This window comes from Streptomyces sp. NPDC001153, from assembly GCF_053598315.1.
In genome coordinates, this window is record NZ_JBSFJZ010000003.1 from 301,628 (window position 1) to 314,167 (window position 12,540).

Consider the following 12,540-nt stretch of genomic DNA (forward strand, 5'->3'; position numbering starts at 1 on the left):
CGCTCAGCGGCGGAGGGTGAGGGACGGCTCCCCACGGCTGTCGCCCGCCACCGCGCCGACGACCGCCGTGAACGCCTCCGTGCGGACGACGAACCCGTCCGTGCCCTCCTCCGGCGCCGACCCGAACACCGGCTCGAACGCCGCTCCCGGGCCGTACCGCACGGCGAACACGTGCAGGCCCTCGGGCGCGCCCGGCGCCGGTTCGGCCTCCAGGGCGCTGGAGGAGACCAGATGGCGCCAGCCCTCGTCGGGGTCGCCGTAGCCGCGCGGGTCGGCGGCGAGCGCGAACGCGGCCTGTTCCTGGGTGAGTTCGGCACGGGCGTCGAAGTGGTCGGGTCCGGAGTCCGTGGGGTGCGTGAGGCGCAGGCCGCCCGCCGAGGCGACCTCGCCCTCGGCGGTACGGCGCACCCGGTCGCCGTCGTCGGCGGCGTACGGCAGCCCGGACAGCAGGTACGGCGCCCCGTCGAGCCGCTCCACGGCCACCGTCACCCACAGGCTCGTGCCGTCGGTGACGTACAGCGAACGCACATGGCGCAGGACGTGGTCGCGGTCGACGACCGGCTTGGTGACCAGCTTCGCCGCGAGCCCGTCGGCCCGGACGTCCGCGACCCGGACCTCGCCCATGGGGCGGCACAGCAGGAAGCCGTCCGTGACCGGCCCGAACCCCTGCCGGCGGCGCACGGCCGCGGGGAGGTGGTAGGTGCCGCCCGCCTCGACGAGCGAGGGGGTCATCCGGGTGTCGAAGGCCACGGACACGGTGCCGGAGCGCAGTTGATGGCGGTGGGGCGTCGTCGACGGCGTGCGGTGCCAGGGGGTCGGGTCCTGGATCTGCCAGACCAGCATGAAGGCGAAGTGCCCGTCGATCCGGCCGTCCCGCTGGACCGCGTGCCGCCCCCAGCGTGTGTCACCCCGGTAGCGGCCTAGGTCGGCGCCGATCCGGGCCCCGAAGTACCGCAGGCCGAGGACGGATTCGAAGCCGGAGTGCTGTTCGCTGTAGCGGGGGCCGCCGTTGTCGTAGCCGCCGGACGTCAGCCGGGCGTCGATGTACCGGGCGAGGGTGTCGCCGTCCTCGGCGAAGATCCGCTCCGCGCTGACCCGGTGGGCCTGAGCCAGGAAGGACAGGGAGATCGGGCCGTAGTTGTTGTCGTAGGCGCCGCCGTGTTCGGGGGGAAGAAGGGCGCCCCGGTCACGGACGCGGTGGGCGCGGATCTCGTCGGCGTACAGGCTCAGGGCACGTGCCCGGACCGACGCGCCCTGTCCGTCCGGGAGATGGCGGGCGAGCATCAGGCCACCGACGACGCAGCCGATGGCCTGGTTGCCGGCCTCCTGCGGATTGAAGAAGGTGGCCTCGGTGAGCCACCGCCAGTAGCCGTGCGCCACCTCGCGCAGTTCCCCGCGCTGTTCGTCGTCCAGAAGGCCGTCGGCCGCGTCGAGGACGTTGACCGCCTGGAGCAGCGCCCAGACCGTACTGGGCCAGTCACCGATCGGGTGCGCGCCCGCTTCGAGTACGTAACGGGCGTACGGCAGACCGGAGTTGGTGACCCTGAGGTTCGGATAGCCGGGGTTGTCCCCGGTGTAGACGCGTTCGCGCAGATGGAAGACGAGACTGCGACGGACCGCCTCCGGCAGCCGGGGATCCTTGCCGCGCCGCCAGGCGAGGGCGAGCAGCGAGGTGACACCGAGGGAGGTGTCGCCGATGTCGTCGTGGGCGCCGGGGTGTTCGAGGCTGCCCTGGGGGGTCATCCGGGCGAGGGCCTGCTCGGTGACGTCGGCGAGGACGGCGTCGTACGCCTCAGGGGTGTCCGGCAGGTCGTGCAGCGGGCCGCGCTGGTAGGGCAGATGCATGCGGTTCAGCCCTTCGTTCCGGTGGTGGCCAGGCTTTCCACCAGTCTCTTGCGGGAGACGGGGAAGCGGATGAGCGTCGGGGCGAGCGCGAGTGTCGGCAGGGCGAACATCGCGCCACCCACGCTGGGCGCGGCGTTGGAGCGCGCGGATCCCTCCGCCGAGCGGGACGACACGCCCCGGCCGTCATCGCCGCCGCGTTCGCTCCTGTGAGGCCGGGACAGGGCATGGGCGTTTCTGTGCGACCGGCGCCCCGCGTTCACCCGCCGACCACGCGGAGCTCACCGGGACCTCCCCGGCGGGTCACACCACAGCCCTAGATATTCACCCGTTCAACTTCTTCCCCCTGCTTCTCCACGGGATCGCACACGTCGGCACATCCGGACGGGCACCCCCGTGGACGACTCGAGAGGCACAGGCATGCCGTCACCTGCCGGGCACCCCTCCTCCGTGCCGAACCGGCGCGGGTTCCTCAAGACCTCGCTGGCCGCGTCGGCGGGTGTGTTCGCCGCCCCGGCCGTCGCCTGGCTGCCGGCGGCCGACGCGAAGGCCGCCACCGCACCGGCCGCGTTCGTGGACGACTACAGGACGAACGTCGTCGCCAACCTCACGCCCGAGACCAACGCGGTCGTCCGGATCCTCGGCGGCTTCGCCCAGGTGTGGAAGACCGGCTCCGCCTGGAACTCCGGCACCCCGCTGCGCCCCGACGTCCTGCGCGCCGACCTGGACTACTGCGCCCGCGTCACGCGGACGCGCACCGACGCGCAGGCGAAGGAGGCCTTCGTCCACGACCGCCAGCACCAGAGCTACGCCCTGATCGCCGGCCTCGGCCCGCTCGCGGGCCTCTACAGGGCGGGCGCGAAGGCGGTCACGTCGATCACGAGCGCGCCCGACGGCACACCCGCGACCACCGTCGGAGACGCCGTGCCCGCCGACGCCCCGGCCGGCTCGGCGCTCGGCGCCGGCGCCCACGACTCGGCCCTCGGCAAGGTCGCCGAACTGGTCGACACCGTGCGCGGCCCGTACGCCTCAGGCAACCCCGCCAAGTACGCCTACCAGTACCCGCGTCCGTGGCGCCTGACCGAGGACAGCGAGGTCGTCGACACGGGGAAGACGGACGCGTTCGGCTTCCCGGTGTACGACTCGCCGGTGGTCGTGGCCCCGCAGCTGCTGCGTCAGCGCGGCACCTCCCCGGCCGACGACGGCGGCTTCCCGAGCGGCCACACCAACGCCTTCCACCTGGCCGCGCTGGCCTACGCCTACGCCGTACCCGAGCGCTTCCAGGAGCTGGTGACCCGCGCGTTCGAGCTGGGCCACACCCGGATCGTGGCGGGCATGCACCACCCCGTCGACGTCATCGGCGGCCGGATCATGGCCACCGCGCTCGCCGCGGCCACCCTGGCCGACCCGGCCAACGCGGATCTGAAGGCCGCCGCCCGCGCCCAGGCCCTCGCCTGGTTCACCGCGCAGACCGGCACCACCGTCGACACGCTGTACGCCTACGCCCACACCGGCGCCGACCCGTACACCGACCGGGACGCCAACGCCCGCGCGGTGCGGCCCCGGCTGACGTACGTCCTGACCCGGCAGGGCCGCGATCTGCCGCTGACCGTGCCGAAGGGCGCCGAGGTGCTGCTGGAGACCCGGCTGCCGTATCTGACGGCCGATCAGCGCCGCGAGGTGCTGCGCACCACCGGACTGCCCTCCGGGTACGTCCTCCTCGACGGCTTCGAGCAGTGGGGCCGGCTGAACCTGTTCGCCGCGGCGGACGGTTACGGCGCCTTCGACGCGGACGTCTCGGTCACGCTGGACGCGGCGGCGGGCGGTTTCTCGGGGGCCGACGCCTGGCGCAACGACATCGACGGGTGCGGCGGCCTGACCAAGCGCGGCACCGGCTCGCTGACGCTGAGCGGCCGCAACCGCTACACCGGCGGGACTGTGCTGGCCGAGGGCGCACTGGTCGCCGGTTCCGAGGACGCCCTCGGCCACGGCGACGTGCGGCTCGCGGGCGGCACCCTGCGCGTGACCGAGCGACTGCGGGTGCGCGGCGCGTACACGCAGGACGCGGGCACGCTGGAAGTGACCCTGCGCGCGGGCCGCAGGGCGCCGCTGACGGTCAGGCACCTGGCCGTGCTGGGCGGCTCGGCGGTGCTGTCGCTGCGGCTGGACGCCGAGCGGCCGCCGGCCGAGGGCAGCACCCTGGCGGTCGTCGACGTGCCCCGGCTGCGCGGCCGGTTCACCCGGATCGAGGTGAACTCCGACCGGCTGCGGGCCGTACCCGTGTACACGGCAGAAGGTCTGTCGGTACGACTCGTGAAGCGGTGACGCCTCCGGCGGCGGGAGCGGTGCGACAGTAGGGCCATGATCCGGCCCACGACCGTTCCCGCCGTCCTTCGGCCGGTGCCACCGCGGGGCGGATGATGGCACGCGAACAGCACCTGCTCCTCACCCGTGCGGCTGCCGCCGAAGGGCCGCCACGGCCGGCCCCCGGCCGCCCGTACGCCTGGCTGCGCCGCCACCGGCGGTGGCTGGTGCCCCTGCTCGCCGCGCTGTTGCTCGCCCAGATGGCCGCGGCGATGGTCACCACGGCCGTCCAGCAGACCCCGACCATCGACGAGCCGGTGTACGTCGCGACCGCCACCGACTATCTGCACGAGCACCGGATCCGCTACAACCCCGAGCATCCGCCGCTCGGCAAGCTGCTGATCGCGCTGGGGGTGGCGGTGGCCGACCCGCACTACGACCCCTCGTACACCGGCACCCAAGGGGATGTCGGCCGGCATCTGCTGTACGAGTCGGGCAACGACCCCTGGCGGGTGATGCTGTGGGCGCGGCTTCCGGTGATCGTGCTGACGCTGCTGTTCGGGCTGGTCGCCTTCGCGTTCGCCCGTGAACTGACGGGCACGGCGGGCGGTCTGGTGGCCCTCGCGCTGTACGCCTTCTCGCCCGATCTGATCGCCCACGGCTCGCTGGCCACGCTGGACGTGCCGACGGCCGGGTTCGTGCTGACGTCGGCCTGGCTGGTGTGGCGGGCGCGGCGACGGCCCGGGCTGTACCTGCCGCTCGCCGGGGCGGCACTCGGCGCGGCCGTGGCGACCAAGATGAGCGCGTTGCCTGCGGTGCCGGTGCTGATGGTGCTGGCGGCGGTGTCCGTCCTGGCGGCGCGCCGGGGACCGGGACTGCAGCCGGGGGACCGTCCGGACGCGGAACCGGGCCGGGGACGGGGCGCACGTCCAAGGCGTGGACCGCACACCGACATCGACCGGGAGCGGGACAGGCACCCGGCCGGCGCGCGCCCTGACACAAGCCCCGGCCGGGACCGGGAGGCGCCGCGAACCGACGGGCGGGACACAGGTGACGGCCGGAAACGTCAGGCAGCGCACACCGACGGGCCGGACACGTACCACGACCGACAACAGCGCCCACCGCAGGGCGACGGACCCGAGACGGGCGACAGCCGAAAGCAGCGGGCACGGCACACCGACGGGCCGGACACAAGGGACGACGGCCGGGAAGGGGACGCCCTTCCGACCGGCGGGCCGCATACCCGCACCGGTCGGGCCCGGCGGGTTCTGTCCGCTCTCACGGCCCTGGCCGATCCGCGCCGTCGCACGGCCCGCTCCGCCCCCGCGGGCGACCCCGGCGACCGACGGCGGACAGCGCTGTCGGCCCTCGCCGGCGCGGTCGTCGTGGGGCTGGTGGCGCTCGTCGTCGTCTGGGCCGCGTATCTCGCCGTCGATCCCGGCCTGCGGTTCTCCCCCGCCGAACCGGTCCCGGCCCTGCACGGGCTGCGCGGCCGGCTGGTGGACCTGCTGCCGGTGCCCGACGCCTACCGGGCGGGCATGCGGGTGCAGTTCGGGATGGAGGACTACCCGTGGCAGGGCTATCTGTTCGGGCACCTGTACACCGGCTCGCTCTGGTACTACCTTCCGGCCGCCCTGCTGGTGAAGACGCCGCTCGGGCTGCTGGCGCTGGGCGCGGCGGGTGCGGTGGCGGTCGTGGCGGTACGGCGGCTGCGGCCCGCGGCGCCGTATGTGCTGCTGCCGCCCGGGGTGCTGCTCGCGGCGGCCATGACGGGGTCGCGGGACTTCGGGACGCGGTACGCGCTGTTCGTGCCGATGTTCCTGGCGGTGGCGGCGGCCTGTGTGCCCCGGCCCGGCCGGCGGTGGACGGCCGCCGCGGTGGCCGCGCTGGTGCTGTTCACGGCCGTGAGCTCGCTGCGGACCTTCCCCTGCTACCTGCCGTACTCCAACGAGGCCTTCGGCGGCCCCGCCCGCACCCACCGGCTGCTGCACGACTCCAACGTGGACTGGGGACAGGACCTGGGCCGGCTCGCCGACCTGCTCCGGCAGCGGTATCCGGGCGAGCGGGTGTGGCTGGTCTACAAGGGCAGCGGTGTGCCCTCGTACTACGGCATCCACGCCGCCGATCCGCGCACGGTGCCGCCGCAGCGGGTGCACGGGCTCCTGGTGGTCTCGGACTCCGTGCTCGCCAAGGCGCGCGGACAGCTCGCCGAGCTGGTCGGCAGCAGCCGTCCGGCCGGTGACGTGGGCCGTTCCATCAGCCTCTTCCGGCGCTGAAACCTCCTGCTCAACCCGCTGTTCCTGACGGTGGGTGAGCTATGTTGAGTGCTTGTGGCAGACAATGGAGGCGGACCGGTGCCCTCGCCGCAGCAGGCACGAGCCCAGGCATCAGCGATCACGTCCGGCAAGACCGTGCCCGCGGCCGAGGCCGCCCCGACCTCCCGGCTCAGGGAACTCTTCGACGGCCCCCGTCTGTCGCCGGGGCAGCGGCGTATCGCCCAGTACCTGATCGAGCACATCACCGAGGCCGCGTTCCTGTCCATCACCGAGCTGGCCGACCGGGTCGGGGTCAGCCAGCCCTCGGTCACCCGCTTCGCCGCCGCCGTCGGCTTCAGCGGCTACCCCGCCCTGCGCGAGCGGCTGCAGTCGATCGCGCTGAGCACGCTGGCCGGCGGACCGGGCGAGGAGAACCGGGCCAACGAACTGCAGGCGGCCGTCGACGCCGAGATCGAGAACCTGGAGAACCTGCGGCGCGACTTCGCCGACCCCGACCAGATCATCCGCGTCGGCCGCGAGCTGTCCCGCTCCACCCCGCTGACGGTGCTGGGCCTGCGCATCTCGGAGTCGCTCGCCGAGTACTTCGGCTACGCCGCCCGCCGCATCCACCCCGACGTGCGGCTGGTCACGCGGGGCGGCAGCGTGGCCTACGACGCCCTGCTGCAGTGCCGTGAGGCCGGTGGCACCTGGGTGCTGGCCTTCGCCATGCCGAGGCACTCCCAGGAGACGCTGCAGGCCGTCCGGGTGGCCCGCGGCGCCGGTCTGAAGGTCGCCCTGGTGACCGACCTCGCCCTCGGGCCGGTGGCCGACGAGGCCGACGTCACCTTCGCGACCGGCACCGGCTCACGGCTGGTGTTCGACTCCTACGCCGCGCCGGGTGTGATGGCCGCCGCACTGCTGCAGGCCATGACCGACGCCGATCCGGAGCGGACCCAGGCCCGCCTGGAGAAGTACGAACAGCTCTCCGACCAGCACCAGTTCTTCATGAAGGACTGAATCCCGCGCGTTCCCGCACCTGCGGCACCGGTCGCGGTGAAGATCTTGCGGTCTCTGCTGCCCTGGACGGGGATCATCCACGACAAATCACGCATGAATGTTTTCATACGTCTTGCAAACCGGACGGCATATATAAATACTGCTCACGGATCGCGCCCGGCCCACTCCTGGCACGTTCCGCACCTGCGGACTCACCGCTCGCACACCGCCCCGAGAAAGCCGACGGACCGCCCATGCGTACGCAAGTCACCGCGCAGCGCCGGTTTCCGACGCCCGGGGCCCCCGCACGGACACCCCGAGCCGCCGTCCCCTACCCACGTCGGCGCCCGGGGTGTACCGGGGCGCGCCGTCTGCGCGACGCGCCCGTGGCGGCCCCGGCCATCCCCTAGGCCGGGGCCGCCCCGCACCCGTCGGACCACCCTCACGACGCCGCACACCGGAAGCGATGACCATGCCCCTGACCAGCACCCGTATCAGCCCCGACTGGCCCTGCCAGGTCAAGACGCCGGGCTCGTACGACTGGGAGCGCTCGGCGGCCAAGTGGCTGCGCGAGCTGATCCCCGCGCGCTACGCCAGCTATCCGGCCCTGATCCGCCACCCCGTCCTGCTCGCCCGGCACGCCCAGCTGCAGGTCCAACAGGAGATCAGGGTGGCCCGGACAGCGCTGCAGACCGCACGGTCCGAGCTGCCGATGCTCGGCCTGCCCGAGTCGGTCATCGAGCACACGATCAAGCTCTACGCCGCCGAGGTCCTGCAGCTGCAGCACATCGCCCGCAGCGTCCGCGCGGTCAGCGAGGCCCTGGCCGGCCGCGGCACGGGCCGCTGATCCCACGGCCGTCACCGGCCCATCGGCCGCCACTGGCTCCGCCGGTCGCCGGCGCCCGCCGTGCGCCCCTGTCGCGCGGGGTTCGTGCGGACGACTCGCGCCCGCCTCCGGGCGGTCGTACGAAGCTCGTGTGAAGCTTCCATGAAACCGGATCCGGCGCAGGAGTGATCGAGCGGTCCCGGATATGCCATGCTCGTCGCGTGACGAGCGAGCCCGTGCACCCGGTGGATACCACCGGCGCTGATCTGGCGGCGCTGGCCAAAGTCGTGGCCCGGCAGCGCGCGGAGATGGAACGGCTCCGGGATCTGGCCGCCACCTCGGCGGTCCTGGAGCGAGCCAAGGGCGTGCTCATGGCCGTCACCGGATGCACCCCGGAAGCCGCGCACGAGCAGCTGCTGCAGCGGGCCGCGGACGGCAACCGCACACTCCTCGAACAGTGCTGGCTGACCCTGGGCACCCTGCCGCCGCGGGAGCAGCCCGCCGGCACACCGCCGTCCCCCGCAGGACGTCCGCTCGCCGGCTCCTGGCAGGTCGCCCCCACCGGCACGGTGGAGCTCGCGAACGTACTCGGGCACATCGGCCGCGACCTGGTCCGCGTCGGCACCCCGCACGAACTGGCCCACTGCCTGCTGGACCACCTCGCGCCCGAGACGGACGCCGACGCCGTGATGCTGTACGAGCGGCTGCCCGAGGGCGGGCTCGAGCTGATCGGGCACGCCGGAGTGGACGCCACCCTCGCCGCACAGTGGCGGTACCTGCCCCCGGTGACCGGCGTGGTCGCGCTCGAGGCCCTGCGGTCCGGCGAAGCGCAGTGGCTGGAGGACCCGGTCGGGGACCGCGAGCGGTATCTGCTGATCGGGGATTCGAACGAACGCTGGCCCAGCCGGGCGTGGCTGCCCATGCCGGCCGGGGACACCGCGTATGTCACCCTCGGCGTGCTGCGCCGGCGGGGCGGGGCGTTCCGGCCGCGCGAACGGGAGCTGCTGCGGGCCGTGGCCCGGCTGTGCGCGGGCCGGCTGCGCGCCTTCGACTCCTCCCAGGAACGCACCGGCGACGGCGTCACCCGGACCGTGCAGGCCGTGTTCGACGCGCTGCCCGGCGCGGCGATCCTGCTGACCCCGCTGCGCTCCGCCTCCGGCGCGGTGGAGGACTACCGCATCGGGGCCGCGACCTCGGAAGCGGTCGACGTCTTCGGCCGGACCGGCCGGGAGATGGTGGGCAGGCAGGTCCTGGAGAGTTATCCGTCCGTCGCGGGCGAGCCGCTGTGGCAGGGCTATCTGCAGGCCCTGGAGACGGGGGTGCCGTTCGAGAGCGAGCCGTTCGTCTACCCGGACGTGGTGGGCGAGGTGCCCGTCACCGCCACCTACTCGGTGCGGGCCGCCCCGCTGGGCGAGGGCCTGCTGGTCACCTGGCTGCGGCACGACCCCGCGGAGCGGCAGGAGCAGCGTCTGGCCGACGTGCAGCGGCTCGGCAACCTCGGCTGGGCCAACTGGAACCTGATCACCCGGGAGATCGCCTGGTCCGAGCAGACGTACTCCGTGCTCGGCCGGCCCCCCGCGCAGCCGCCGCTGGCTCTGGAACGGCTGCCGGACTTCGCCCTGCCGGAGGACGCGGGCCCGCTCACCCACGCGATCGCCGAACTGATCCGCCACGCCCGGCCGTTCGACGTGCCGTTCCGCATCGACACGACCGAGGGAGTGCGGCATCTGCGGCTGGTCGCGGAGGCCGTCACGGCACAGGACGGCACCACCGTGGAGGTGCACGGCTTCGTCCAGGACCTCACCCGGCAGCGGAGCGCGGAACTCGCGCTGGTGGAGAGCGAGCGGGCGATGCTGCTGCAGCGCGGGATCCTGCAAGCCGAGCGGGCCCTGGCCGCCCGGCTGCAGCAGGCCCTGCTGCCGCTGCCGAGCAAGCCGGTGCGGATGGCCGGGCTGCGCGTCGAGGTCGCGTATCTGCCCGCCCAGTCCGGCATCAATGTCGGCGGCGACTGGTTCAGTGCCCTCGAACTGCCCGACGAGGACGCCCTGTTCGTGGTCGGTGACGTGGGGGGCCACGGCATCGACGCCGTGGCCACGATGGCCCAGCTCAGGTTCACCGCCAAGGGCATGGTCACCACCGGCTCCTCGCTGACCGGGGCGCTGGCGCGGCTCAACTACCTGCTGCTGCACTCCCGCGACGCCCAGACCACCGCCACCATGGTGATCGCCCGCTACGACCCCCGCCGGTGCCTTCTCGCCTGGGCGCAGGCCGGGCATCTGCCGCCGCTGCTCGTGCGCCACGGCGAGGTGCGCTACCTCGACCGGCCCGGCGGCATGCTGCTCGGCGCGAGCCTGGCCCCCGTCTTCGAGGCTGCGGAGCTCCGTCTCGAGCCCGGGGACCGGCTGCTGCTGTACACCGACGGCCTGGTCGAGCGCCCCGGTGAGAGCCTCGACGCGGGCCTGGACCGGCTGGCCGAAGCGGTGCGCGCCCCTGAATGCGGCGGGTCCGGCTCGCTGGACGCGCTGCTCGCCACGATGCTCGCGGACGAGGGCCGGGACGATGTGTGTGTGCTCGACATCAGGCTGCCGCTGGGGGACGTGACGAACGGGGCGGACGCGCCGGGCACGGACGACTAGCGTCCGGTGGCGCCGTGGCCCGGTGGCGGTCAGCCGGGGGCGAGGCCGGGATCAGTCGTCGTCCCGGTGCCGCCAGTACCAGAACACCCCGACGACCAGGGCCAGCAGGAAGACAGCGGGCACGAGCAGGCCCGGAATGCGGGAGCCGGTCATCGAGCTGGCCTTCGTTCGTGGTGCGGCGGAACGCGCGGCCGTGGGCCGCAGGCTGCCCATGATGAGGCCGGGGCCACCGCCGGGGCAATGCCCATCGCCGGGGTGTTGCCCGGTGTTCGAATCCGCTCATTCCAGGGGGTGACCGGCTTCGATACCGGCCGCGTCGGACATGCGCAGCAGCGGCCCGCCGCGCCCCTCGCCCCACTGCACCGGGTCCAGGACGAAACCGACGTGGTCGCCGCCGTCGGTGCGGTGGAGGATGGTGCCGACGAACCAGGCCGCCGTGTCCCTCAGCACCACCGCACCGCCGTACGCCTCGGTCCAGTCCAGGCGCGCGAACTTGTCGATCTTGTCGCCGGTCTCGCCGCCGAGGAGTTCGGCGAGGTCCCGTTGGTCCCGGGTGAGCAGGTGGACGGCGAGGTGCTGTGCGGCCCGGGCGACGCGGTAGGTGTGGTTGGCCTTGGACAGCCAGACGGTGAACCGGGGCGGCCGCACGGAGCACTGCGAGGCGAAGCCGACCAGACACCCGGCCCGCTGGCCCTCGGCCACGGCCGTGACCACGCACATGTCAGGATTCAGCCGGCCGAAGAAGCCGCTCATGGAACCGCGCGTGGCGTCGGCAGCGCCTTCCCCCGAGCCGACACCCGCCGTGCCGCCACCCGAGCCCGCCACATCGCCCGAGCCCGCCGCGCCGGCCGCGCCGCCCGCAGCCGTCGTGCTGTGTGTCCCTTCCACGTCCGTCATGGCACCGCGCTCCCGTCCGCCGCTGTGGTCCGGCCCCGGCGTACGCAGGGAGGCCCGGGCGCGGCCCGCGCCGCTCTCCCGAGGTTCCCCGCGTGCCTCTCATGAATCGTCGCCCAGGCTGGTCCGCGACTCCAGCGCACGCCGCGTGTCGTTGCCGTAGACGCCGGACTCGTCGCCGCTGATGCCGTACCAGAGCTGGAACCGGGCGACGGCCGCGGTGAGGCCGGCGTCATAGGTGCCGCTGGTGGAGCCGTCGCGGTAGACGTCCGGGATGCGGAGCAGCCGTTTCTGCAGGTCGGTGACCTCGGGGCCGGTGTCGCCCTGACGGAGGGTGCCGGGTCCGTCGGGGTCGGTGGCGGTGGTGGGCGCCGAGGATGCGGTGGGGGTCGGCGCCGGTGCGGTGGCGGGTGGTGCGGTCGTCGCCGGGCGCCGCGGGGGTGCGGTCGCCGCGGCCTGCTGGCGGCCGGTGAGGAGCAGGGCGCAGCCGAAGCCGAGGAGCGCGGCGGCGGCCACGGCCCCGGCGACGGCGGTCCGGCGCAGAACGGTCGTGGTGCGGGGCGGCGCCGGTACGCGCGGCAGTTCCTGTGTCTCCGCGTCGTCGGCGTCCGCTGTTCGCGCCGCCACGCCGTCCATCTCGCGCATCAGCTCCGCGAGGCCGTCGAGCCGGCGGGGCCGCAGGACCCGGACGGGTTCCAGGACCGGTCCGGCATGCGGGCGTTCGGGATCGGTCGGTGTCGGCACCTGGCTCTCCTTCCGTCGTCCCCGTGCTGAGATACGACGACGG

General features: G+C 73.8%; 9 protein-coding genes. 5 read left to right on the top strand and 4 right to left on the bottom strand.

Annotated features, from left to right (window positions below; translation table 11 throughout):
* Positions 1-3: 3 nt before the first annotated feature.
* Together ACWDEN_RS05050 and ACWDEN_RS05055 are read right to left on the bottom strand one after the other, a co-directional pair.
* Positions 4-1,845, bottom strand: coding sequence for a hypothetical protein (locus ACWDEN_RS05050; RefSeq protein ID WP_450857270.1), 1,842 nt, complete (start codon positions 1,843-1,845; stop codon positions 4-6).
* Positions 1,846-1,850: 5 nt separating this feature from the next.
* Positions 1,851-2,018, bottom strand: a complete 168-nt coding sequence (locus ACWDEN_RS05055; protein WP_450857272.1) for a hypothetical protein — start codon at positions 2,016-2,018, stop codon at positions 1,851-1,853.
* A 244-nt stretch (positions 2,019-2,262) separates the two neighbouring features.
* Between ACWDEN_RS05055 and ACWDEN_RS05060 the strand changes: the two genes are divergently transcribed.
* The 5 genes from ACWDEN_RS05060 to ACWDEN_RS05080 all read left to right on the top strand — a co-directional run bounded on the left by ACWDEN_RS05060 (position 2,263) and on the right by ACWDEN_RS05080 (position 10,859).
* A complete protein-coding gene (locus ACWDEN_RS05060) occupies positions 2,263-4,167 on the top strand; it encodes a phosphatase PAP2 family protein (RefSeq protein WP_450857274.1) in 1,905 nt (634 codons plus the stop codon).
* Between the two features lie 92 nt (positions 4,168-4,259).
* Positions 4,260-6,422: a phospholipid carrier-dependent glycosyltransferase gene (locus ACWDEN_RS05065; protein ID WP_450857276.1), complete on the top strand. Its 2,163-nt coding sequence runs from the start codon at positions 4,260-4,262 to the stop codon at positions 6,420-6,422.
* 78 nt (positions 6,423-6,500) lie between these two features.
* Positions 6,501-7,418 carry a MurR/RpiR family transcriptional regulator gene (locus ACWDEN_RS05070; protein ID WP_351618538.1) on the top strand — a complete coding sequence of 306 codons (918 nt, stop codon included), beginning with the start codon at positions 6,501-6,503 and terminating at the stop codon, positions 7,416-7,418.
* Between the two features lie 445 nt (positions 7,419-7,863).
* A complete protein-coding gene (locus tag ACWDEN_RS05075) occupies positions 7,864-8,244 on the top strand; it encodes a hypothetical protein (protein WP_351618535.1) in 381 nt (126 codons plus the stop codon).
* Positions 8,245-8,531: 287 nt separating this feature from the next.
* Positions 8,532-10,859, top strand: a complete 2,328-nt coding sequence (locus ACWDEN_RS05080; RefSeq protein WP_450857324.1) for a SpoIIE family protein phosphatase — start codon at positions 8,532-8,534, stop codon at positions 10,857-10,859.
* Between the two features lie 279 nt (positions 10,860-11,138).
* Here the strand turns inward: ACWDEN_RS05080 and ACWDEN_RS05085 are convergent, their stop codons facing one another.
* Together ACWDEN_RS05085 and ACWDEN_RS05090 are read right to left on the bottom strand one after the other, a co-directional pair.
* Positions 11,139-11,612, bottom strand: coding sequence for a flavin reductase family protein (locus ACWDEN_RS05085; protein ID WP_351618547.1), 474 nt, complete (start codon positions 11,610-11,612; stop codon positions 11,139-11,141).
* 243 nt (positions 11,613-11,855) lie between these two features.
* Entirely contained in the window at positions 11,856-12,497 is a 642-nt protein-coding gene (locus ACWDEN_RS05090; protein WP_351618530.1) for a peptidoglycan-binding domain-containing protein, read from the bottom strand.
* Between the last annotated feature and the right edge of the window lie 43 nt (positions 12,498-12,540).

Bases quoted from the DNA above. Each gene is read 5' to 3' on its own strand.
- ACWDEN_RS05080 (WP_450857324.1), top strand. From the start codon at position 8,532: ATGGAACGGCTCCGGGATCTGGCCGCCACCTCGGCGGTCCTGGAGCGA.
- ACWDEN_RS05075 (WP_351618535.1), top strand. From the start codon at position 7,864: ATGACCATGCCCCTGACCAGCACCCGTATCAGCCCCGACTGGCCCTGC.
- ACWDEN_RS05050 (WP_450857270.1), bottom strand. From the start codon at position 1,845: ATGCATCTGCCCTACCAGCGCGGCCCGCTGCACGACCTGCCGGACACC.
- ACWDEN_RS05060 (WP_450857274.1), top strand. From the start codon at position 2,263: ATGCCGTCACCTGCCGGGCACCCCTCCTCCGTGCCGAACCGGCGCGGG.
- ACWDEN_RS05065 (WP_450857276.1), top strand. From the start codon at position 4,260: ATGATGGCACGCGAACAGCACCTGCTCCTCACCCGTGCGGCTGCCGCC.
- ACWDEN_RS05085 (WP_351618547.1), bottom strand. From the start codon at position 11,612: ATGAGCGGCTTCTTCGGCCGGCTGAATCCTGACATGTGCGTGGTCACG.